The sequence below is a fragment of the Streptomyces sp. NPDC006265 genome (assembly GCF_040613555.1).
Classification (GTDB): domain Bacteria; phylum Actinomycetota; class Actinomycetes; order Streptomycetales; family Streptomycetaceae; genus Streptomyces.
On sequence record NZ_JBEXSH010000011.1, the window covers coordinates 11,664 to 34,431 of the forward strand.

General features: G+C 68.4%; 17 protein-coding genes. 12 read left to right on the forward strand and 5 right to left on the reverse strand.

The features are described from left to right. The first annotated feature begins 408 nt into the window (after positions 1-408). Both pglW and pglX read left to right on the forward strand, forming a co-directional pair. Positions 409-5,145, forward strand: a complete 4,737-nt coding sequence (gene pglW, locus ABZ281_RS02300; RefSeq protein WP_356651233.1) for a BREX system serine/threonine kinase PglW — start codon at positions 409-411, stop codon at positions 5,143-5,145. After that, positions 5,142-8,771 carry a BREX-2 system adenine-specific DNA-methyltransferase PglX gene (gene pglX, locus ABZ281_RS02305; protein ID WP_356651235.1) on the forward strand — a complete coding sequence of 1,210 codons (3,630 nt, stop codon included), beginning with the start codon at positions 5,142-5,144 and terminating at the stop codon, positions 8,769-8,771. The genes pglW and pglX overlap by 4 nt, the downstream gene beginning before the upstream one ends. On the opposite strand, the gene ABZ281_RS02310 is transcribed toward pglX, so the two are convergent. Beyond that, complete coding sequence (locus ABZ281_RS02310) at positions 8,698-9,222, reverse strand: ATP-binding protein (RefSeq protein WP_356651237.1); 525 nt, start codon at positions 9,220-9,222, stop codon at positions 8,698-8,700. The genes pglX and ABZ281_RS02310 overlap by 74 nt on opposite strands. Positions 9,223-9,449: 227 nt before the next feature. Between ABZ281_RS02310 and ABZ281_RS02315 the strand changes: the two genes are divergently transcribed. Together ABZ281_RS02315 and ABZ281_RS02320 are read left to right on the forward strand one after the other, a co-directional pair. Continuing rightward, positions 9,450-10,280 (forward strand): helix-turn-helix transcriptional regulator, encoded by an 831-nt coding sequence (locus ABZ281_RS02315; protein WP_356651238.1) that lies wholly within the window; start codon positions 9,450-9,452, stop codon positions 10,278-10,280. Continuing rightward, complete coding sequence (locus ABZ281_RS02320; RefSeq protein ID WP_356651240.1) at positions 10,277-10,480, forward strand: DUF397 domain-containing protein; 204 nt, start codon at positions 10,277-10,279, stop codon at positions 10,478-10,480. Before ABZ281_RS02315 ends, ABZ281_RS02320 begins: the two co-directional genes overlap by 4 nt. A 198-nt stretch (positions 10,481-10,678) precedes the next feature. On the opposite strand, the gene ABZ281_RS02325 is transcribed toward ABZ281_RS02320, so the two are convergent. Beyond that, positions 10,679-11,524, reverse strand: coding sequence for a helix-turn-helix transcriptional regulator (locus tag ABZ281_RS02325; RefSeq protein ID WP_356651242.1), 846 nt, complete (start codon positions 11,522-11,524; stop codon positions 10,679-10,681). A gap of 19 nt (positions 11,525-11,543) precedes the next feature. Continuing rightward, complete coding sequence (locus ABZ281_RS02330; protein ID WP_356651244.1) at positions 11,544-12,299, reverse strand: DUF6879 family protein; 756 nt, start codon at positions 12,297-12,299, stop codon at positions 11,544-11,546. Positions 12,300-12,471: 172 nt separating this feature from the next. Between ABZ281_RS02330 and ABZ281_RS02335 the strand changes: the two genes are divergently transcribed. From ABZ281_RS02335 to ABZ281_RS02355, 5 genes are all read left to right on the forward strand, one after another. Continuing rightward, positions 12,472-12,678, forward strand: a complete 207-nt coding sequence (locus ABZ281_RS02335) for a hypothetical protein (RefSeq protein WP_356651246.1) — start codon at positions 12,472-12,474, stop codon at positions 12,676-12,678. A gap of 191 nt (positions 12,679-12,869) precedes the next feature. Continuing rightward, the gene (locus tag ABZ281_RS02340) at positions 12,870-13,370 is read left to right on the forward strand and encodes a hypothetical protein (protein WP_356651248.1); all 501 of its coding nucleotides are present in this window, start codon (positions 12,870-12,872) and stop codon (positions 13,368-13,370) included. A 70-nt stretch (positions 13,371-13,440) separates the two neighbouring features. Beyond that, entirely contained in the window at positions 13,441-14,097 is a 657-nt protein-coding gene (locus ABZ281_RS02345; protein WP_356651250.1) for a methyltransferase domain-containing protein, read from the forward strand. 160 nt (positions 14,098-14,257) lie between these two features. Continuing rightward, positions 14,258-14,431 carry a hypothetical protein gene (locus ABZ281_RS02350; RefSeq protein ID WP_356651252.1) on the forward strand — a complete coding sequence of 58 codons (174 nt, stop codon included), beginning with the start codon at positions 14,258-14,260 and terminating at the stop codon, positions 14,429-14,431. After that, positions 14,403-14,927, forward strand: a complete 525-nt coding sequence (locus ABZ281_RS02355) for a DUF6879 family protein (RefSeq protein ID WP_356651254.1) — start codon at positions 14,403-14,405, stop codon at positions 14,925-14,927. Before ABZ281_RS02350 ends, ABZ281_RS02355 begins: the two co-directional genes overlap by 29 nt. A gap of 296 nt (positions 14,928-15,223) precedes the next feature. Here the strand turns inward: ABZ281_RS02355 and ABZ281_RS02360 are convergent, their stop codons facing one another. Further along, entirely contained in the window at positions 15,224-15,862 is a 639-nt protein-coding gene (locus tag ABZ281_RS02360; protein ID WP_356651256.1) for a DUF6879 family protein, read from the reverse strand. Beyond that, a complete protein-coding gene (locus ABZ281_RS02365; protein WP_356651258.1) occupies positions 15,855-16,124 on the reverse strand; it encodes a hypothetical protein in 270 nt (89 codons plus the stop codon). The genes ABZ281_RS02360 and ABZ281_RS02365 overlap by 8 nt, the downstream gene beginning before the upstream one ends. Before the next feature lie 227 nt (positions 16,125-16,351). On the opposite strand from ABZ281_RS02365, the gene ABZ281_RS02370 reads away from it, so the two are divergent. From ABZ281_RS02370 to ABZ281_RS02380, 3 genes are all read left to right on the forward strand, one after another. Next, entirely contained in the window at positions 16,352-16,759 is a 408-nt protein-coding gene (locus tag ABZ281_RS02370) for a hypothetical protein (RefSeq protein WP_356651260.1), read from the forward strand. Beyond that, positions 16,756-18,894: a tetratricopeptide repeat protein gene (locus ABZ281_RS02375; RefSeq protein ID WP_356651262.1), complete on the forward strand. Its 2,139-nt coding sequence runs from the start codon at positions 16,756-16,758 to the stop codon at positions 18,892-18,894. The genes ABZ281_RS02370 and ABZ281_RS02375 overlap by 4 nt, the downstream gene beginning before the upstream one ends. Positions 18,895-19,269: 375 nt before the next feature. Continuing rightward, positions 19,270-22,710: a phage resistance protein gene (locus ABZ281_RS02380; protein ID WP_356651264.1), complete on the forward strand. Its 3,441-nt coding sequence runs from the start codon at positions 19,270-19,272 to the stop codon at positions 22,708-22,710. Positions 22,711-22,768: the final 58 nt, after the last annotated feature.

Consider the following 22,768-nt stretch of genomic DNA (forward strand, 5'->3'; position numbering starts at 1 on the left):
CGCTCATCGCCGAGGACCGGCACCTGGAACACCGCCGACGTACCCTCCGGGAAGGTGCGCAGCGGTAACCACCCTAACGCACAGGCCAGTTGGAGCAGATCGAATATGGGGGCCGCAGTGCCTGCGTCCGGTTGCCGGAGCCGTGGCGCCTGACCGGAAGGCATCGGTTGCGTCGAGATCGGCTGTCTGGAGTTGCGCGTTTTTCACCTGAGGGGATGGACGAGGCCCCGGGGCACTGATGGTCCGCGTCCTACACGTCACCGGATTCGGGCGCTAAGGCGGGAAATGTTCTGTACTTCCGTCCTTCACCGTCTCTTTTCACGGCACAGCCAGCCACTAGGATTTGCGTCAAGGGTCCGACCACGGGGAACGGTCGCCCTTGCGAATGACGAGGAGCGGGGAACAGGCATGCGGGAAGGCCGGTGGGTCACGGTCACCGAGTCCGAGTTCGATCATGAACGCCGCGGCCTGGAGGCGATCCGGGAGAAGCTCCCGGACTCCGACCCCTGGCGTGCCTGGTCGAACTTCACCTTCACCGCGAACACCGGACATGTCCGCGAGGTGGACCTGCTGGTCGTGGCCCCCGGCGGCGTCTGCATGATCGAGCTGAAGGACTGGCACGGCTCGGTCACCTCCGAGAACGGCACCTGGGTCCAGACCACCCCCGGTGGCCGCCGCCGCACCCACGGCAATCCGCTGCACCTGGTCAACCGCAAGGCCAAGGAACTGGCCGGCCTGCTGGCACTGCCCGGCAACAAGCGCGTCTGGGTCGCCGAAGCCGTCTGCTTCACGGACAACGGCCTGCGTGTACGGCTGCCCGCCCATGACCAGAACGGCGTGTACACCGTCGACGAGCTGGTCGAGATGCTCAAGCAGCCGCCGCGCGACGAGCGGCGCCGCATCACCGCGATCGGCTCGCGCGAGATCGTGGGGGCCCTGAAGAACATCGGCATCCGCAAGAGCGACGCGCAGTACAAGGTCGGCCCGTACGAGCTGGAGCGGAAGTCCTTCGACTCCGGTCCCACCTGGGCGGACTACCTCGCCCGTCATACCGACCTGCCCGAGGCCGCCCGGGTCCGCATCTACCTCAGCGAGCGCGGCTCCGACGCCTCCCTGCGCCAGTCCGTCGAGAACGCCGCCCGGCGTGAGGCGGCGGTGCTGGGCCGCTTCAAGCACCCGGGCGCTGTCGAGCTCAAGCAGTACTTCCCCTCCGGGCACGCCGCCGGCCCCGCGCTGATCTTCGACTACCACCCGGACACCCTGAAGCTGGACGAGTACCTGGTCCAGTACGGCGAGAAGCTGGACATCCTCGGCCGGATGGCGCTGGTCCGCCAGCTCGCCGAGACCATGCGCTCCGCGCACTCCAGCCGCATCCACCACCGGGCGCTCGCCGCCCGCTCCGTGCTCGTCGTTCCCCGGCCGCGCGGCGGGAAGGGCCGGGCCGTGGGGGAGGAGGCCGCCTGGCTCACCCCGCAGCTCCAGATCTCCGACTGGCAGATCGCCACCCAGCGCAGCGGCGACTCCTCCACGGGTCAGGGCATGACCCGCGTCGCGCCGACCGCGCTGTCCGCCCAGCACGTGGCCGACGACGCCGACGCCTACCTCGCCCCCGAGCTCACCGCCCTCAACCCCGACCCGGTCCACCTCGACGTGTACGGCCTCGGCGTCCTCACCTACTTGCTGGTCACCGGCAAGGCCCCGGCCGCCGGCCAAGCCGAGCTGCTGGCCCGCCTGGAGGCGGGCGAGGGCCTGCGCCCCAGTTCCCTGGTGGACGGCCTCTCGGAGGACGTGGACGACCTGGTGCAGGCCGCCACTGCCTACCGCCCCGGCCAGCGGCTGTCCAGCGTGGACGAGTTCCTGGAACTGCTGGAGGTCGTCGAGGACTCCCTCACCGCCCCGGCCCAGGCGGCCACCGCAACGGAGGGTCCGGGCGACGAGGACGACGGAACCGCCGCCGACAAGGACCCGTTGGAGGCGGTCGCCGGTGACGTGTTCGCCGGCCGCTGGGAGATCCGCCGCCGCCTCGGCACCGGTTCCACCAGCCGCGCCTTCCTCGTCCGCGACCTCCAGGCCGAGGCCCGCAGGACCCGCCCGCTCGCCGTGCTGAAGGTCGCCCTCTCCGACAGCCGCAGCGAGATCCTCGCCCGCGAGGCCGAGGCCATGGCACGCCTGCGCCCCCACTCCGGCATCATCCGCCTCGTCGAACCCGAGCCGCTGCACATCGGCGGCCGTACCGTCCTGGCCCTTGAGTACGTCGGCGACGAGCGCGACGACAACGGACAGGGCACCGAGGGCGGCGGGCGCCCGCGCCGTCGCGAGGAGACCGTCGCCCGCCAGCTCCGCGAGAACGGCCGCCTCCAGGTCGACCAGCTGGAGGCGTACGGCGACTACCTCTTCGGAGCCGTCGACTTCCTGGAGGGCGAGGGCGTCTGGCACCGCGACATCAAGCCCGACAACATCGCCATCCGCATCCGCCCCAACCGCACCCGCGAACTCGTCCTCATCGACTTCTCCCTCGCCGGCTACCCGGCGAAGAGCACCAACGCGGGCACCGACGGCTACCTCGACCCCTTCGTCGACGTCATCACCCGCGGCTCCTACGACTCGCACGCCGAGCGGTACGCCGTCGCCGTCACCCTGCACCAGATGGCCTCCGGCGAGCTGCCCAAGTGGGGCGACGGCAGCGTCCTGCCCCGCATGACCGACGCGAAGGAATGGCCGTACCCGACCATCGCGGCCGAGGCCTTCGACCCGGCCGTACGGGACGGTCTCGTCGCCTTCTTCCAGAAGGCCCTGCACCGCGACGCGGGCAAGCGGTTCCCCGAGCTGAAGCCGATGCGGGACGCCTGGCGCAAGGTATTCCTCGACGCCTCCCAGACCGTCCCGTCCAGCCACCGCACCCGCCACCCGGCCCCGGCGGCCACGACCACGGGAGAGTGGACGCCCGCAGAGCGCGCCGCCGCGACGGCGATCGCGGACGCCGAGCCGGAGACCGCCGAGCAGCAGCGCGACCGCCTCGCCGCCGAGGTCACGCGGGACACCCCGCTGACCGTCTCCGGCCTCACGCCCGCCGCCCAGTCGTTCCTCTACGGCCTGGGCATCACGACGGTCGGCGAACTGCTCGACTACAGCCGCCGCAAACTCGTCAACGCCCCCGGCCTCGGCGCCAAGACCCGCAACGAGGTCCAGCAGCGGCAGCGCGAGTGGGGCGAGCGGCTGCGCGAGATCCCCGTCTCGCCGCTCACGCCGAAGGGACGCGCGGAGGCCAAGGAGGAGCTGGAGCAGCTCACCGCCGCCGAGTCCGCGCTGGTGGGCCGCCTGGCGACGGGCGAGTCGGCCGGCGCGCTGCCCGCCCGCACGCTGCGCTCGGTCAGTCTCGACACCCTTGCCACCGTCTTCGTGCCCGCCGTCAACAACAACGGCTCCAACCGCAACAAGGCGGAGATGGTACGGCTGCTGCTGCGCCTGCCCGACGAGCACGGCGTGCTGCCCGACATCGGGGTCTGGCCGAAGCAGAAGGACGTCGCGGACGGCCTCGGGCTGAGCCATGGCCGTATCCCGCAGATGCTCAAGGACGAGCGCAAGCGCTGGAAGGCGGAGCCCGCCGTCCAGGCACTGCGCGAGGAGATCATCGACCTCCTGGTGGGCATGGGGCGCGTCGCCTCGGCGGTGGAGATCGCGGACGCCCTGGCGGTCCGGCGCGGTACGCATCTCGCGGGGCGCGAGCAGCGGCGGGCGATGGCGCTGGCGGCCGTACGGGCCGTGGTCGAGGTCGAGCAACTTGCCCCGCAGGAGGCCGAGTTCCAGCACCAGCCGAACCGCAAGGCGACGGACGAGTCCCTGGGCGCCGGCCTGCTCGCCCTCGACGTACGGGAGAACGACGGCCCGGACACCCCGACGGCACCGGGCCTGCTGGAGTACGCGACGCGGCTTGGCAAGACCGCTGATCGGCTCGCTCGGCTGGACACTCTGCCGACGGCGGCGACCGTGCTGGCCGAGCTGGGCGCGCTGACGGTGCCGCCGGGCGCGGTCGACTGGGACGAGCGGCGCATGGTGGAGCTGGCGGCTGCGGCGTCCGTGAATGCCGCCGCCACCCCGCGCCTGGAGATCTATCCGCGTGACCTGTCGCTGGTCAGGGCGCTGCGGCTCACGCAGGCCGGGCTCGTCCGCTGGGTCCCGGGTATGCCGGAGGGGCAGCAGCCGGGCCTGACGGGTGAGGCCGTGCACGAGCGGGTCCGGGCTCGCTTCCCGGAGATGGTCGTTCCGGATGGGCGTGGCGGCACGGACCACGAACTGCCGACGGGGGGTCCACTCACCAAGGCGTTGCGTGACGCCGGCTTCGACCTGTCGCTCAACATGCACGAACGCGAGGGCGTGCTGCGCTACTTGCCGACGCGGGTGGACGACGCGTCGAGCTACCTGACGACGGGTGCGTGGCGGCAGTCGACGCGTACGGGCGCGGTGACGCGGTACGCCGACGACCCGCAGCTCGCGGGCGCGGTACGCGCGGAGGAACGGCTGCTCGCGTCGGCACGCCGGGACGGGTACCGGGTGCTGACCGTACGGCAGCAACTGGTGCGGGACGCGGTACGGGAACTGGGTGCCGGGCGGCTGGGCACGGAAGCGGTGTCGGTGACCGAGCTGTTCCTGGAGGCCCTGCACTCGCAGGTCACGCCGGGCACCAAGCCCACCTGGGAGACCCTGCTCAAGGCGGACGCCGCCGAGCCGGGCTCGAAGGGCGCGGTGCGGTTCGCGGAGTACGTGCGGACTGCGTGGGGCGCGGTGGAGCCCCGGATCGCGGAGCTGCTGGGTGACGGTGGTGGGGGCGGGGCCGGTCCTGTCGGCTCTGTGGGGCCTGTGCTGCTGACGGAGGCCGGGGTGTTCGCGCGGTACGACGCGATGGGCGTCCTGGACCGGCTGGCGGCGGTGGCCCGGCGGGGCGGGCGGGGGCTGTGGCTCCTGGTCCCGCAGGCCGACCCGTCGAGGGAGCCCCGGCTCGGGCAGGTGGCCGTGCCGTACCAGGCCGGCCTGGGGGAGTGGATTCAGCTTCCGGACACGTGGGTGGGCAATGCCCATCGGGGGTCCGGCGAGGGTGTGGCAAGCGCTCGTGCGAGTGCCAGTGGTGTCGAGGGAGACGTCAAGTGATCGACCGCAAGGCTCTGTTGAACGACCTGAAGCAGCAGGTCAAGGCGGTCGAGACCGACCTCGGGCGCCAGGTGAAGGTGCTGGGGGATGTCGGCGCGCGGCTGAGGGCCGAGTACGACCAGGCTCGCAAGCTGGGGCGTACGGCGGCGACGTGGACCTCGTGGCTGGACGAGCGGGTCACGCAGGTCGCGGTGGCGTGGGTGCTGGGGACTGTCTTCGTACGGTTCTGCGAGGACAACCGGCTGATCCCGGAGCCGTACCTGACGGGGCCGGACGGGGACCGGCGGGACCTGGCGGAGTCGCGGTACGACGCGTACGTGGAGTCGGACGAGGACCCGACGTACCGGGGCTGGCTGGAGAAGGCGTTCGAGGAACTGGGCCAGGGGCAGGCGGGTCGGCTGCTCTTCGACAAGCGGCACAACCCGCTGTACCAGGTTCCGCTTTCGCATGACGGGGCGCGGGAGCTGGTCGAGTTCTGGCGGGGGAGGGACGAGGCAGGTGTCCTCGTCCACGACTTCACCGATCCGTTGAACGAGGACGGTACGGAGGGGTGGGACACGCGGTTCCTGGGTGACCTGTACCAGGACTTGAGTGAGCTCGCGCGGAAGACGTATGCGCTGCTCCAGACCCCGGAGTTCGTGGAGGAGTTCATCCTCGACCGGACGATGAATCCGGCGGTGCGGGAGTTCGGGTACGAGGAACTGAAGATGATCGACCCTACGTGTGGGTCGGGGCACTTTGTGCTGGGCGCGTTTCGGCGGTTGGTGCGGCTGTGGGGGGAGGGGCAGCCGGGGAAGGATGTGCACGAGCGGGTGCGGGCTGCGCTGGACTCCGTGCAAGGCGTGGACATCAACCCGTTCGCGGTGGCTATTGCTCGGTTCCGGCTGCTGGTTGCTGCCATGGCGGCGAGCGGGGTGCGGACGCTGGGGGAGGCGGCGAAGTACGACTGGCCCGTTCATCTGGCTGTCGGAGACTCGCTGATCAAGTCTCGTCAGTCCCAGCAGGGCAATCTGTTCGGCGAAGTGGACGAGGATTTCGCGGACGAGTTGGCTGAGTTCAAGTACGTCACGGAGGACGTGCACGAGTACCCGGAGATCCTGCGGCCGGGACGGTATCACGTGGTGGTGGGGAACCCGCCGTACATCACAGTTAAGGACAAGACACTTAACGCCCTTTACCGGGAGTTGTATCCGGCGTGTGCGGGCAAGTATGCGCTGTCTGTGCCATTCGCCCAGCGGTTCTTTGAGCTGGCCAAGCGTGGGGACGCTAATGGGCACGGCTACGGCATGGTTGGGCAGATCACTGCGAACTCCTTCATGAAGCGGGAGTTCGGGACCCAGCTCATCGAGGGCTACTTCGGGCACGCGGTGGAACTGACGGAGGTTATTGACACCTCGGGAGCTTACATCCCCGGGCACGGTACGCCGACAGTTATTCTGGTTGGCAAGCAGCGGGGCGGCGACGGGCGATCGCCGGTTATCCGGACCGTTCGAGGCGTGCAAGGTGAGCCAGTCGCGCCGAAGAATGCTGAGGAGGGCCTGGTCTGGCGGGCAATCGTCGAGCAGATCGACAAGCCCGGCTCCACGAGCCGGTGGGTCTCGGTGGACGATTTGGAGCGGGAGCGCTATTTCAATAAGCAGCCTTGGATCCTCGCTGATGGCGGCCTTGAGCTGAATGAAGCAATTGAAGAAGGCGCTGCAACCCGGTTGAGGTCGATTATTTCCCGAGATATTGGGTTCGCTAGCTTCCCTGGACAGAACGATGCGTTCGTCAGCTCGCCTGATGCCCTGAGTCGACAGCGAGTTCCCAACCATATTTCAAAGCCGTATGTTGCTGGTGAGGCGGTTCGGGATTGGGGGGTTCATACCTCGGAAAGTGCGCTAGTCCCGTACTCTGCAGATCTCACTCCGCTCCCATATGATGAGAATGCTCCCTGGGCCCGTCTGCTCTGGTCGGTCCGGAGCCATTTGCGCTCCACTAAAGACTTTGATGGGAAAAGCCAACAAGACAGGGGAAAGCCGTGGTGGGCCTGGTACAGATGGGTCGCGGACCGCTACCGAAGTGAGCTCTCTCTGATCTTCCCGTTTGTTGCGACGCATAATCATTTTGTGCTGAGTCGCGGAGGGTGTGTCTTTAATCAGCACGCGCCGGTGATCAAGTTGCGGGAGGGAGGAGATGAGGAGGAGTATCTGCAGTTGCTTGGGCTGCTCAACAGTTCCACGGCTGGGTTCTGGCTTAAGATGATGAGTCACGGCAAGGGCAATGGAGGCGTTAATGAGGGGTACCGTGGGGCTGCCTGGGAAGAATTCTTCGAGTTCACTGGCACTAAGGTTGAATCATTCCCTCTCCCGCCCAAGTGCCCAACCCTCGTTGCAACGGCTCTGGACGCGCTCGCTCAGCAACTCGACGCTACCAGCCCATTTTCTCTCGCCGCAGGAACGACTCTTACCGCTAACGTTCTTCGGGATGGGCAGGCCGAATGGCGCTCCGTCCGGGGTCGCATGACTGCACTCCAGGAGGAGCTGGACTGGCAGGTCTACTCGCTCTACGGCCTGTTCCCTGAAGACCTGCGTGTGTCCGCGGACCCCTGCTCTCAGGACATCCCGGAACTCAACGTAGGCGAACGAGCGTTTGAGATCGTCCTTGCGCGCCGGGTCGCTGCAGGGGAGGCAGGTGACGACTGGTTTAGACGGCATGGAGCCCAGCTAACTACCGAGATCCCTACTCACTGGCCCGCCTCCTACAAGAAGATCGTTCAGAAGCGCATCGATGCAATCGAGACACACAGTGCCATCGGGATGGTCGAGCGCCCCGAGTACAAGCGACGCTGGGCCGCAGAGGGTTGGGACGCGCTTCAGGAGAAGGCACTGCGGTCCTGGCTGCTCGACCGGATGGAGTACCGTGACCACTGGTTCGACGAGAACGGGCAGCCCGCCATCCTCACCCTGGTCCGGCTTACCGACGCGCTCTCCCGTGACGAGGACTTCGTCTCCGTTGCCAAGCTCTACGCGCCCCGCAAGGAACTCGCGAAGGTCGTCGCCGAGCTGATCAGCGACGAGCATGTGCCGTTCCTCTCCTCCCTGCGCTACAAGCCCTCCGGGATGAAGAAGCGAGCCGACTGGGAAGAGGTGTGGGACCTTCAGCGCAAGGAGGACGCCGCGCCCGACGAGCCCGCCAAGCGGAAGATCCGGGACTCCATCCCCGTGCCGCCGAAGTACACCTCGGCCGACTTCCTCCGCCCGTCCTACTGGCGGGCGCGCGGCAAGCTCGACGTGCCCAAGGAGCGGTTCATTTCCTACGGGCAGACCAATGCCGCCACCCCCGAGCTGTACGGCTGGGCCGGCTGGGACCACCGGGAGCAGGCGCAGTCCCTCGCCACGTACTTCACCAATACCGCGCTGTCCACCGAGGAGATCACGCCGTTCCTCGCCGGCCTGCTGGAACTCCAGCCATGGCTGTACCAGTGGCACAACGAGTTCGACATGCTCTACAGCGGTTCCCCGGCCGACTTCTTCGCCGGTTACCGCCAGCAGAAGCAGGGCGAGCACGGACTCACGGACGACGACCTCCGCGGCTGGCGTCCCGCCGCCGCGACCCGAGGTCGTCGCGCAGCAGTGAAGCAGTAGCCAGGAGTAGATCGACGTCCGTCGGTTTGGGGGCCACCCGGTGCGTGTGCGGGTGGCCCTGTTGCTGCACGCGCAGTTCCGCCCACACGGTCTTCCCCGGGGCGGCCCGGCGAGGGGTGACGCCCCAGTCGTCCGCGAGGGCGGCGACGAGGAGCAGGCCCCGGCCGGACTCGGACAGCGAGTCGGTCGCCGGAGGGCTGGACGGAGGCTGTTTCTCGGCACGGGTGTCGGTCACCTCGATGCGGACGACGTCCTCGGCCAGGCTGAGGTGAAGGTGGAAGTCCCGGCCGGGGACGTGGCCGTGGCGTACGGCGTTGGCGGTGAGTTCCGCCGTGATGAGGGTGAGCGTCTCGTTGACCGGGGTCGTGTAGGGGTGGCCCCAGTCGTTCAGGCGGTGCGAGACGAGCCGGCGGGCGAGGCGGGCGCCGCGAGGGGTAGAGGTAAAGCGCATGGCGAACTCGCGTGCGGGTGCGAGGCGCTGTGGCATATGCCCGTTCGGGGGAGTTGGTGACTTCATGGGGTAAACGGTCGCGGACTCTGCGTAGCGTTGACCAGGAGTGACGCACTGACGGGTACGGGCTGTACACGCGGGCGGTGCGCTTGTACCTGCTGTTGGGCGTGACCGGTCCCCGGGCCCCGAGTTGGCTGACTGGGCGGTTGTACGAGAGGAGTCGCGGCGTGGACGACGAGGTTCAGCAGCCGGAGTACGAGGTCGGGACAGGCATGTTGTGCGTGTTCGGGCGGCAGTTGAAGCTGTTCCGGGAGCGGGCGGGGACAGACCGCGCGAAGCTCGGTTCGCTGACCGGGTACTCAGCCTCGACGATCGCGTCGTTCGAGCAGGCGAGACGCATCCCGCCGCCGAAGTTCATCGACCAGGCGGATGAAGTGCTCGGTGCGGGTGGGGTGTTGAGCGCGAGCAAGGAGGAGGTGGCTCGGGCTCAGTATCCGGCGTTCTTCCGGGACGCGGCCAAGTTGGAGGCCGAAGCGGTTGAGCTTCATGTGTACGCGAATCAGGCGGTGCCTGGACTCTTGCAGACAGAGGAGTATGCGCGGGCCGTCTTCATGATGATGAGACCGCCGATGGATGACGAGCTGATCGAACAGCGAGTGTCCGCGCGACTGGCCCGGCAGGAGATCCTGTCGAACCGTGATGCGCCACTCGCCAGCTTCGTCATCGATGAGGCTGTGCTGAGGCGTCCGATCGGCGGAAGGCGAGTCCTGCGTGGTCAGCTTGAGCACATCCTCCTGACGCGGGAGCGGCGGAACATCGAGATCCAGGTGATGCCGCTCGACCGGGAGGAGAACGCGGGTATGGCTGGTCCCTTCACCTTGATCGAAACGAAGGAAGGGCGCAGGATCGCGTACGCAGAGGTGCAGAACGTGAGTCGCTTGCAGACAGAGCGGGAACGGGTCCGTGCGCTGGAGGTCAAGTACGGAATCATCCGGGCGCAGGCCCTGACTCCTCGTGAATCATTGTCGTACGTCGAGAAGTTGCTGGGAGAGCCATGAACGCGCACGTACATCAGCCGCCGATAGGCCAATTGACATGGCGTAAGAGCAGCTACAGCAGCGAGGAAGGCGGCGAATGCGTAGAGGTCGCCGTCCGCCCCGCCAGGGTCCACGTCCGCGACTCGAAGGACACCACCCGTGCCGCCCTGGCCGTAGACCCCACGGCATGGACCGCGTTCGTCGAGTTCGCGGCACTCTGAGAGTCGCTGGGCCCTCGGCAGTCGAGCGCGTGCCGAGGTCCCAGCCCTTCTCTCAACAGGGGTCAGACCCTCCCGGGTTCGGGATCATAGCTACGGGCCCTTTCCGTTATGAGGGATGATCGGCTGCCGCCGGGGAGGCGCTGGTGCGCGAGCCGGGGAGAGTCGCTCCTCTGACGCATGGCCCGCCGTCCGGATCGGTCAGTGCAGCGCCCGCCGCGCCGCACTGATGAGACGGTGCGCGTCAACGTCGTACACCGCGGACTCCCGGAGCGTCCGCCAGGTGCGCTGATAGGTGTCCACACCGGCCTCGTCGTCGATCCACAACTCCGCGTGCCAGTTCTCCACGATCACCTTTCGGCCGTCGTAGATCCAGAAGGCGGTGGCAGGAGGGATCTTGAGGGCGGCCGAGAGCGGGATGATCCCCAGTTCGACCGTGGTGAGGCCGATGACTCCGGCGAGGCGGTCGAGCTGGGCGGCGAGCACCGCCGGAGGGCAGATCCTGGCGTGCAGGGCGGCTTCCCACATGAGGATGTGATACCGCTTCGTCGAGTCGTATAGCGCCTCTTGCCGCCTCATCCGGGACGCTACTGCCTCTTCGATGTCGCGCGGCGACTGATGCAGCTCCGAGAAGCGTGTGAAGACCGACCGGGCGTAGTCCGGTGTCTGAAGAACTCCGACGATCATGGAGCCCTGCCAGACGTGAAACGTGCGTGCTCGTGCGTGTTCGGCGTTGCGTGCGTCCTGCACGGGCTTGTGGCCCGCGGCGAGTTGCCGACGCCATGACCGAATGTGCGACTCGAAGCCTCGGAGCCTGGCAAGCAACTCGTCGCACGTCTGTGGCCGACCGGTATTTTCGGCCCACTTCCGCAGATCCTCCGGCGTGGGTGTGGTCCGGCCGTTCTCCAGCTTGCTGACCTTCGACTTGTGCCATCCGCACCGGTCGGCGAGTTCTGTACCGGTGAGACGACCACCGGGGGCTGACAGCCGAAGCTCCCGGAGGCGTATCCCGAGGGCTTCGCGAGCCTTCTGGTAGTCCGTGCTCACCGGTACACACCTGTTTCTGTTACTCCTTCACGGCCAGGCCGGCCGCGAACTCCTCGTATGGGACGGCGTGGTGCATGGCCGCGTCGCGCACCATGCAGTACCGCACCACCTCGGCGGGCTCCGTGATCAGTTCGACGCCTGTCAGATCGTCGGCGTCGTCGAACACAAGCAACGCGACCATGCGCGAATCGAAGAGCCAGAAGTCCTCAGCGGGCAGGTTGAGCCGGTCGGCTTCCGCGCGCCGGAGGTTCATGATCCTCTCGCCTACGGCACTGTTACGACGTGCGTTGTCGAGCAGGTACAACTGACCAGCCGTAGGTGGGTTGTCGACGATACGGACACGCTCGATGCGCTTACCGAGCGCAGTCTGCTCGCGGCGGTTGGCACACCACTCCGAATCGGTTTCGTCCCAGTCGACCGACTCGCCCCGGATGAACTGGGCGTACGTGTCGGTGGCTTCGTCGGATGCGTAGCGCCGCCGAGTCTCCAGCCGCCACGCTGTGTGCTCGAACTGCGTGAAGAGTCGGCCGAAGCTGTCCAGGTCGATGATCTTCGCTTCACGGGTCATGTCCTTGGGCCCCCAGTCCACGAGCAGTGTTCGAGGTAACACGATCGGGACCTCACCCTCGCCCAGGTGCTGAAGCTGGGCGATGTCCTCAGGCTCTGTGAGCGGCGGGCCGTGCACGACGACTTCTCCCGAGTCGAGGTCCTCGTGCACCGAGGGGCATCCGTCGTCGCCGCTGCCCGTTCCGTTGAAGCGCAGCCGTCGCACCATGAGCAGTTCCTTTCGCAGGGGACCGATGCGTCAAGCCTCCCCACGGGCGGCGCCTCATGCGCGCTGTTCAGACGGGCCATATGAGGAACTTCGGGGAACTCTCCCGCGAAGTCAAGCAACTTCGAGGAACCTCCCTGTCCCCCGGTCCCCGCCCATCCCTAACGTCTCGTTCATGGCTACAGCGCAACAGGCTCAGGACACCGACCCTCTCGCGGCCGCAGAGGCCCTGAAGGCAGCACTTTCTCAGGCAGGCATCGTGCTGCCCTCGCTCGCGGTCGATGCCGGTTCTCCCGCTCTCGGGCTCGTGGAACTGGGCCGTGTACGCGCCGACGTGGCCATGCGACTGGCAGATGCGCTCCGGCAAGGCGGCGAGAAATGAGCAGCCCGGGAAGACCCGGCGGGGACGGCGGCCTGCCGCCAACCCGGATGCCGTGGCAGGCAGCTCTCCACTTGACCCTCGCCGGAGCGGGATGTTCAAGACGCCCGGGCCGCGCTTCCAGCCTACGAGGGGCCGACAGACGGGACGGGCTCGCATCAGTCCGGCACGACCTTTCTCCGAAGGAGTAGTCCATGACCGCGACCCTCGACCGACCCACCAGCACCCGCACACGGGATCCCAAGGAACTCCTCAACGCCGTCCAGCCCCGCATCAAGCACCTGACGGTCAACGTGCTGGACAGCGGCATGACCCTCTGGGACCGCGAGGTGGCTCTGCTGTTGCGCGACCACACGATGGTCCGCGACATGGCCGAACGCATCCTCGGTAACGCCGTCATGTACACCATCGGCTGCATGGAGCACCCCGAGGTCCACCTGGGGGTCGGCAAGCTCGTCGACATCGGCGTTCACCAGCTCATCCTCGACACACCTGTGTGGTGGGCCCTCTGCGACGCGTACAACGGGGGCCGCTACAAGCACCACGCCCCGTTCATCGAGCGCCGTCGCGACGGCCTGTGCCTGCGCACGGCGGACTTCCTGAAGTCCATCGGCTTCGACGTCGACGAGGAGCTGTGGGCGATCGACGGCACGGACTGCTCGCCGTGCGACAACAAGGTCCCCGACAGCCACTGAACGGCCCTACCCTGGCCCCTGTCCTCGGCCCCCCGGAGGACAGGGGCCAGCCCTGCGAAGAGGTATCACCTTGCCCGCACACCACGACATCGCCGCCGAGACGGAACTGTGGGACACCTACGCCGCTTCCGCCTTCAAGGACGACGCCGAGCCCAGCTTCTGCTGGACCCAGTACGCCGGTCACGGACCCGGCCCGGAGCTCCTGGGCAACCCGCGCACAGCGCTGGAGATCGGCTGCGGCACCGGCCGCGCCCTCGCCCACCTCGCTCAGCACGGCATCGCCGCCCGGGGTATCGACCTGTCTCCCGTCATGGTCAAGAAGACGACCACGAAGTGGGCCGGAACTGGCGCGGAGTTCGTGTGCTCCGAGATCCTGAAGTACCTGAGCGAGCACGAGGAGGCGTACGACGCGGTCTACTCGATCTTCGGAGCCGCCTGGTTCACCGACCCGGGCCGTCTCTTCCCCCTGGTCCGTCGGCGGCTCCGGCCCGGCGGTGTCTTCGCGTTCTCGCAGCCGCCGGCCATCCCTGGCGCGTATGGGCCGCAGGGCATGTACAAGGGAGGCTTCGCCGGAAAGGCGATGTACACCTACCGCTACAGCTACCGCCCGACCGTGTGGGAGCGCCTGCTCACCCGTGCCGGGTTCACATCGGCCCACGCGCGGATCCTCGACGCGCCTCACCCCGGGCACATCGGGACGCTCCTCGTCCGCGCGATCGCTCCATAACAGACCCGGTCGAGAGCGTCTATGGTGCTTCGATCTGCGACGGCCGGTTTCTGGGCCTCACAGGAAGGGGGCTGCGGATCCGGTTTCGCCCGGCGCGTGGCGCAGGCACCCCAACCCCGTTCCGCACTGGCCGTGGCACAGGCGCATCGAGGACCCGATCATGAGCCGCACGCCGAGCGGCACGTTCGTCGTCCAGGACCGGGAGGTCACCGACCCCGAGGCCCTGGCCCAGATGGAGATTCCGGACTACGAGACCGTGGTCGAGGTCCACAAGCCCGCGATCGTCGCCCTACTGGAGGAACCGCGTGGAGCTGATCTCCAGCGCCGAGCGTAACCAGTTCTTTGAGAGCTTCGCGCAGGACGCATTCCATCTGGAGCTGAGGGACGACTACTCCGTCCCCGACGAGGACAGCCCTTTCACGAGCTGGCTTCGCGGCGAGAGCGTCGACTACTCCTACATGGAACCATGGACGCAGCTCATCCGGCGCGTCACCAGGGAGGGGAAAACAGTCCGACGCGTCCGTGTGGTCACCGAGCCACACACCCCCTACATCCAGTGGGAGCACGCCACCACCGGCCTCAACGAGACGGCCGGCGAGGAGATCCGCTGGCTGCCCCGACACCGCCTGCCCGAGGGCGTCACCTTCCCCGTGGGTGGAAACGACTGGTGGCTGTACGACAACCGCCTCGTCGGGGTGGGGCACTTCGACTCCGACGGCAGAGTGCTCGGGTCGGAGGTCGTCGAGGACCCGGACACCGTGGCCGAGTGCGTGCGTCTGCGGGATCTGCTGTGGTCCGCCGCCATTCCCCACCCCGAGTACAAGCTCTGACCGACCCGTGAGCAAATGGGGACGTCGTGGACGGCGAAGTCGTGGAAGACCACGGGTCTTTCGTCACCCCACGCGCTGAACAGCACGGCGCGGACGCCACTGCCGTCAAGCTGGAGGAACCTCGGTCCTGACATCGCGAGCGCCCTCCTGGCTGCCGAAGGCGTGGCCGACGCGGCGGGCGTTCTCGTCATCGCCGGGCGGTGGCAGGCTGCCGGTGTGGTGCCCGCCGGCCCGGTGAGGGCGGTGGGGCAGTGATCTGTCGGCGTGAGGGCTAGCTCGTCCTCCCGCCCTGTTGATCACCGCGAACCGCGAAGGCCCGTCGGAGTGCCGGACACCTGTGGTGGGGCCAGTGGGGCGATCTCCCGGTCGAAGAAATCGTGGAATCCCTCACCGCGCGCATAAAGCGCTTCGAATCCGGCGTTCGTCTCCCGGATCAGTGAGCGGTCGGTGTAGCGGTTGGCTCCGGCCGCGTTTCCGTCTTCGTCGTAAACGACCTCATACATGACCAGATCCCCGAGAATCACTACTTCCGGAACCGGGCGAGTACGCTCGATGTTCGAAATATCGTAAGCGTCGAGAATCTTGATGTCGTCGCCCAGGTCCGCGCGTACACGCAGGACGAACAACTCCCACTGCACATACGGCGTGATCGGGAACTCCACGACGCGAAGGCGGCGGTGTGTGACGCCCAGGTGTGACGCTCGGCGGAGTTCCTGGGCGTAGTCCTCGCGCCTCTCGTCGGCCAGGGACAGAGCCCTCTCCCAGTCACCGTCGGCGAAGGCCTCCCAGCTCGGGAAGCCGCGCTCCTGGAAGTGCTGGCCGCGCTCGAGCTTGTTGAGGAAGCCGATCCCGCTGGAATAGACCCGGCCCAGATCCGCGTGGTACGTCGGGCGGTCCAGGCGTTCGGAGGAGCCGCCGGGGAAGGAGTCAAACACTGGGGATGTCCGGCTTCGCCGCGATGAGCATGTTCCTGGGGATGACCACGAGGCGTTCGTCCGACCCGATCGAGACTCCGTCGGGCAGGTTCCTGCCGAGCGACTCGGTGAGGTCCCGGCCGATGACGGCGATGTCACCGCTGGTGAGTTCCCAGATGTCCGGGCAGTCAGGAGTTCCGGTTGTGTTTCTGAGTTCCTGGGGTGTTTTGCCCAGTCGCTGTTTGAAACCTGTGTCCGGATCCGCTTCCCATGGCCTGGCCATTTCCGTCGCCCCCTCGATCGGTCAGGATGGCTCACTGTAGCGTGCATCTTGCCCACCTGATGAGGTGTTGGAACCTGCCCACTTGGGTAATGGCGAGGATTGATTCCTCCTTGTCTCATGTCGCGCAAGGCCGGAGTGATATTGATCGGAAAGGAAATCATGCCAACGCCTGACAGGAGACATTTTTCATCTTGCTGTCGGTAAATCGGGTGAACGGAGGGGCGGCTGTGGACGCAGAAGTGGCCTTGCTCGCACAGAGCGCGGGGACCACCTTGGTCGCGTTGATGGCGACCGATGCCTGGCACCGTGCGCGTGACGGGATCACTCAGCTCTGGCGCCGGACGCAACCCGAGCGTGCCGAGACCGTCGCCGCCGAGTTGGAGGCCGGTCGCGAGGACGTGCTGGCCGCGGCGGCGGACGACCAGCAGACCCTGGAAGAACTACGCCTTCAGTGGCAGGGGGCGGTGCGGCGGCTGCTCGTGGCCCGGCCCGCCGCCGTCGCGGAACTGCGCGCGCTGCTGGACCAGCTCGATCCTGATGGCTCGGTCGCCCGGCAGATCACCCAGCACGCCACCGCGTCCGGTCAGGCCCGGGTCTACCAAGCGGGACGTGACCAGCACATCGCAGAGCGATGACGGGCGGGACGGACGGCCACGCCGAGGATCATGGACGCGTCTACCAGTCACGGGGCGACCAGCACATCAGCGAACACCACCACTACGGCGGTGACGGACCGGCACACGGCGGACCGGATTCCGTGCGACGCCCGGCGGTCGGCCGGCCCCCCGTCGCGCTCCGCGACCGCAGCGAGGTGATGGAACGCCTGCGGGCGAGCGTCGAGGGGGAGCGCGGCGGTCAGGTCTACGTGCTGTACGGCATGGGCGGCTCGGGCAAGACGGCGGTCGCCTGCGCCTTGTTCCAGGAGGTCACCGGAGAACAGGGGCGGGTGGGCCTGTGGGTCAACGCCTCCGACCGTGCGAGCCTGCGCGCCGGCATGCTCGCCGTCGCGGCCGACCGAGGGGCGGGCGACGGTGAACTGCTCGCCGCACGCAACGGCCTCAGGCCTGCCGCCGATCTCGTCTGGACGTATCTCGACCGTTCCGCCGAACCCTGGTTACTGGTCCTGGACAACACCGACGAGCCGGAGATCCTGCGGGACGGGGACTGGCTGCGCACCAGTCCCCGAGGCACCGTCCTGGTGACCACACGGCGAGCGGCGGCCCGGTGGTGGCCGGGCGCCGAGCTGCAGCACATCGGCGTACTGCCCCGGGACGACGCCGCGCTCGTGCTGCGCGATCTCGCACCGCACAGCGGAACGACCGAGCAGGCGGCGCGGATCGCAGACCGGCTCGGTCGGCTGCCCCTCGCCCTCAGCCTGGCGGGCGGCTTCCTCTCCCACCAGGTCATCGACCCCTGGACGATGGACACCTACGCGGACCAGCTCGACGGAGACGAACGGGTCCGGCTGATCGACCGGGGAGCCGACGCCCTGTCCGAAGCGGACCCCCGGCATCTGGTCGGCCTGACCTGGCAGCTGACCCTCGACGCGTTCGAAGTGCGCGGGCTGCCCGAAGCGGCGGCCCTGCTCAGACTGCTGGCCCGGTTCGCCGCCGAGCCGCTGCCGCTGACGCTGCTCAACCACGCCGACATCGGCGCCGTACTGCCTCGTGCCCGGACCGAGACAGCCCTCAGGGTCCTCCTCGACCAGTCGCTGTCCGAGTTGGTCGACGCCGCCGGCGCGCGCTGCGTACAGAGTCACGGCATCCTGCTCGACAGCGTCTTGGCGGCGACCCCCGCCGACCTGGTGCCCGCCCTCGACACGACGGCCGTCCGGCTGCTCGACGCGGCGGTTCCCGGCACACCCGACGCGGGGCCGCACGACCCCGGACTGCGCCTGCTGGTGCCTCACGCGCTGACCCTGCTGAGGCACGTCGGCGGGCCGTCCACCGCCGACGCCCTGGCCGTCGCGACGCGGCTGTCGGTCGCCCTGCACCGGACCGGTGACTACCTCTCCGCCTGGGAGACCGCCCGAAGCGCGGCGGACCTCGCGCAGCGACTCCTCGGCGCGGACCACCGTACGGTCCTCGCCGCCCGCTCCCGGGCAGGACGGGCACTGTTCCGGCTGGGCAGATACGCCGAAGCCGAAGCGGCGCTCCGCGCCGTCCGGGACGCCCAGGAGCGACTGTTCGGCGCCCACGACCCCGACACCATGGACAGCGGCTACGGCCTCCAGCTCGTGCTGGCGAACCTCGGCAGACGCGAGGAATCCGTCGCGCTGCTCCGCGACACCGTCGCCGGGCGGCGCTCGGTGCTGGGCCCCGCGCATCCCCTGACCCTGCGGGCCCGTGCCAGCCTGCTGGAGATGCTGCCCGCCGCCGAAGTGGTCACCGAGGAAGGCGGCACACTGCTCACGCTGCCGTCGGAATGCGATCGGTCCCTCGGCCCCGACCACACCGTGACACTGGGCGCCCGGCACAACCACGCGTGGGCGCTGTACCTCCTGGGCCGCTTCGAGGAGGCGGACCGTGAGATCCGGGGGGTCGCCGAGACGTATGCGCGGCGCTTCGGGCCGGAGTATCCGATCGTGCTCGCCGCCCGGCAGCTCCTGTCCCGGACCCGGGCCGCGCTCGGACACGTGGAGGAGGGGATCGAGCTGATGACCGACGTCGTCGAGCGGCGGGAACGCGGCCTGGGCCCCGACCACCCCTTCACGGTCGCGAGCCGGCACCTGCTGGACGCCTACCGGTCAGGGCGCTGGCGGCCGCAGTGATCACGGCTGGGAGGGGGAGGGCCCGCACGAACGGTGCGTGAGGGTGTACGGCACGGGGGCGATGGGGGTACGGATGTAGGGTGCTATGCGCAGGCCGTACGGGTGACGTTCAGTACGAGGGGGACGAACAGTGCAGACGCCGCGAACCCGTCTACCGTGACCCGGCCGACGCCGTGAGTGCGGTTCCCGTCCGGTCACCGCATGACCGGATTCGCCCGCGCCGCCGGCCAGGACAGCCGGCCCGCCGCACCGGCCATCCGTACCCCTGAGCCCCGCCCCACCGCCCGAGCCGGCCTCGGGCCTCGGCGGCGGACCCCGCACGGCACCGAGTACGAACAGCAGCACCGAACACCGTCAGGGAGAGCGAGACCCGCAATGGCCCAGCCGCCCCTCCTCCGCGATGTCATCGACATCAAGGAGAACATCTCCACCTCGGACTTCGTGCTGTCCCTCGCCGAGGCGACGACCCCTGAAGGCGCCCGGAACGCGCTCAAGGACTACGTGGTCACCGAGCGGCTGCTGGAGAACTTCGACGAGGCGCTGGCGCTCATCAAGTCCTCGCTCGACGGGCACCGTTCCAAGGCGGCCTACCTGCACGGCTCGTTCGGTTCCGGTAAGTCGCACTTCATGGCCGTGCTGTACGCGTTGCTCAGCGGCGATCCGGCCGCCCGTGCCCGTACCGAGTTCGACCCGGTGCTGACCAAGCACGAGTGGCTGACCACGGACGGCAAGAGGTTCCTGCTCGTGCCGTACCACATGCTCGGTGCCAAGGCCCTCGAACAGCGGGTGCTGGGCGGGTACGTCACGCACGTCAAGAAGCTGCACCCGGACGCGCCGACCCCGCAGGTGTACCGGACCGACTCCCTCTTCGCCGACATCCGGGCCAACCGGGCCACCTACGGTGACGAGGCGGTCATCCGCGGCCTGGGCGGCGGCGACGCGGGCGACGGCGAAACGGACGAGTGGGGTGAGGGCTTCGCCTGGACCCCACAGCTCCTCGACACCGCCCTCGCCGCAGAGGAGAACCACGAGGGGGGCACCCCGCTCAACCTCCGCAATCCCTCCACCCCGGCCGAGCTGCGCGCCAAGCTGGTCAACGACGCCGGCACCAACCTCTTCCCCGGCTTCGCCAAGAACGCCGCCGAGAACGAGCACGGCTTCATCTCCCTGGACGCCGGTCTGTCCGTCATCGCCGAACACGCCAAGTCACTCGGCTACGACGGACTGATCCTGTTCCTTGACGAGCTGATCCTCTGGCTCGCGACCCTCATCCACGAGCAGAAGTTCGTGGCCCGTGAAGCAAGCAAGATCACGAACTTCGTGGAGGGCGGCGACGCCCGACGTGCCATTCCCGTGGTGTCGTTCATCGCCCGCCAGCGCGACCTGCGTGAACTCGTCGGCGAAGAGGTGTCCGGCGCGGCGGAAGCCTCCATCCAGGACACCCTGAACCTGGCCTCCGGCCGGTTCGACAAGATCACCCTGGAGGACCGCAACCTCCCGCAGATCGCTCACGCGCGCATCCTCAAGCCGAAGGATGCCGAGGCGGAACGGCTCGTCGACGCGGCCTTCGAACAGACCAAGCGCGTCGGCACCCAGGTCTGGGACACCCTCCTCGGCTCGGAGAAGGGAAGCACCGGCGCGGACGCGGAGTCCTTCCGGCTGACGTACCCGTTCTCGCCGGCGTTCATGGACACCCTCGTCCACATCTCCTCCGCCCTGCAGCGCTCCCGTACTGGTCTGAAGCTGATGGGTGAACTCCTCGCCGACCATCGCAACGAGATCCGCCTCGGGCAGCTCATCCCCGTCGGCGACCTCTACCCGGTGATCGCGAAAGGCGGCGACAAGCCGTTCACCGACAGCCTGAAGGTCGTCTTCGAGGCCGCCGACAAGCTGTACAGGACCAAGCTTCGGCCCTACCTCCTCAGCTCGCACGACATCACCGAGGACGACGTCGAACAGTACGTCAACCGGCCCGAGGCCGTCACCGACCCGCAGCGCGCCAACCGCTGCCGCATGTTCGTCGGCGACAACCGGCTCGTGTGCACCCTGCTGCTGTCCGCGCTCGCGCCCAGCGTGCCCTCCCTGGCCGAGCTGACCATCCGGCGGCTCGGCGCCCTCAACCACGGGTCGGTCCTCGCGCCCATCCCGGGCGCCGAGGTCGGCATCATCAAGAACAAGGTCGCCGAGTGGGCGGCCCGGTTCCCCGAGATCAAGGAAACCGGAACCGACGCCAACCCGGGTGTGCGCTTGGAACTTTCCGGCGTCGACGTCGACTCCGTCATCGCCAACGCCCAGGTCAACGACAACCCCGGTAACCGGGTCGCCCTCGCCCGGCGGCTGCTGTCCGAGGAACTGGGCGTCGAACACGGGCAGTTGAGCGACCAGCTCAGCTTCACCTGGCGCGGCACCTCCCGCACCGCCGAGATCGTGTTCGGCAACGTCGCCGACGAGGACGAGCTGCCCGACCACGACCTGATGCCGCAGGAGGACGGCCGCTGGCGTATCGCCATAGACCTCCCCTTCGACGAGGGGGAGTGGGGGCCCGTCGAGGACGTCAACCGCATCCGGCGGCTGCGCGAACGCCAGCAGGGCGAGCGGTCCCGTATCGTCGCCTGGCTGCCCGCCCATCTGTCCGCGCAGCGCTTCGCCGACTTCCGGCGTCTCGTCGTCATCGACAAGGCCCTCGCCGACGAGCACCGCTTCGACACCCAGTACGCCGGCCACCTCAACGCCGACAACCGCAGCCGCGCCAAGGGCCTCCTCGAAACCCAGCGTGAGGCTCTGCTCAAGCAGGTCAAGGGCGCCTTCAAGCAGGCGTACGGGCTCGCCCAGAAGCAGGCCGCCGACGTCGTGCCCGACTTCGACGACCACCTCGTCGCGCTGCCCGACGTGGACGGCCTCACCCTGTCCTTCGGGCAGAGCCTGCACGACGGCATCCGGCACGTCGCGGGCAGGCTGCTCGCCCACCAGTACCCGGCGCACCCCGACCTCGACCCCGACGGCACCGGTACTGCCGTCAAATCCGCCGACACCCGCAAGGTGTTCACCCATGTGCGGGCCGCCGCCGAGGCGCGTGACGGGCGAGTGGAGGTCCCGGCCGCCGACCGCAAGCTCATGCAGCGGATCGCGGGCCCCCTGCGGCTCGGACAGCAGAAGGAGGCGTACTTCGAGCTGTCCCGCTACTGGGCCGACCACTTCCGCCGGCTCGCCAGCGCCCAGGGCGTAACGGGGGACCTGTCCCTGATCACCCTGACCGACTGGACGGACAAGCCGGACCCGCGCGGCCTGCCCGACTTCCTCGGCCGGCTGGTCGTCGCGGCCTTCGCCGAGATGGACGACCGGGTGTGGGTGCGCGGCGGCACCGTACTCGACCCCGCTCCCGAACTGTCCGCGATCAAGGACCATGACGCGCTGCGCAGCCAGCCGCTGCCCGCCGAGTCGAACTGGGACACGGCGCGGCAGCGCTTCGAGACGGTCTTCGGACACAAGGCACCCGCCCTGCGGCGCGGCAGGATGGTCAACCAGTTCGCCCGCCAGATCATCGAGGCCGCCCGCGCCCACCGGGACCACGCGGCGGACCTGGTGCACCAGTTGGAGGCCCACGCCTCCTTCCTCGGCCTCGACCAGACCGCCGACACCGGACGCCTCGCCCTCGCCCGCCGCTCCCTGCAACTGCTGGACGCGCTCACGGCGGAGGCGGGCAAGGGAGCGACCGGGGCGAAGAGGACCGTGGAGGCCCTCGCCTCCTTCGACCTCGGCGAGACCAGCGCCGACCGGTACGGGACCTCCGTCAAACAGGCCCGTAGCGTCGTGTAGGGGATGCCGGCGGTGGTCTGTCCGTCGAAGGTCAGCGTGTAGGTGCCGCCGGTCGGAT

Excerpts from the sequence above, each read along its gene's own strand:
- ABZ281_RS02320 (WP_356651240.1), top strand. The coding sequence starts at position 10,277 with ATGAACGCGCACGTACATCAGCCGCCGATAGGCCAATTGACATGGCGT.
- ABZ281_RS02310 (WP_356651237.1), bottom strand. The coding sequence starts at position 9,222 with ATGCGCTTTACCTCTACCCCTCGCGGCGCCCGCCTCGCCCGCCGGCTC.
- pglW (WP_356651233.1), top strand. The coding sequence starts at position 409 with ATGCGGGAAGGCCGGTGGGTCACGGTCACCGAGTCCGAGTTCGATCAT.
- ABZ281_RS02350 (WP_356651252.1), top strand. The coding sequence starts at position 14,258 with ATGAGCCGCACGCCGAGCGGCACGTTCGTCGTCCAGGACCGGGAGGTC.
- ABZ281_RS02340 (WP_356651248.1), top strand. The coding sequence starts at position 12,870 with ATGACCGCGACCCTCGACCGACCCACCAGCACCCGCACACGGGATCCC.
- ABZ281_RS02365 (WP_356651258.1), bottom strand. The coding sequence starts at position 16,124 with ATGGCCAGGCCATGGGAAGCGGATCCGGACACAGGTTTCAAACAGCGA.
- ABZ281_RS02375 (WP_356651262.1), top strand. The coding sequence starts at position 16,756 with ATGACGGGCGGGACGGACGGCCACGCCGAGGATCATGGACGCGTCTAC.
- ABZ281_RS02335 (WP_356651246.1), top strand. The coding sequence starts at position 12,472 with ATGGCTACAGCGCAACAGGCTCAGGACACCGACCCTCTCGCGGCCGCA.
- ABZ281_RS02330 (WP_356651244.1), bottom strand. The coding sequence starts at position 12,299 with ATGGTGCGACGGCTGCGCTTCAACGGAACGGGCAGCGGCGACGACGGA.
- ABZ281_RS02380 (WP_356651264.1), top strand. The coding sequence starts at position 19,270 with ATGGCCCAGCCGCCCCTCCTCCGCGATGTCATCGACATCAAGGAGAAC.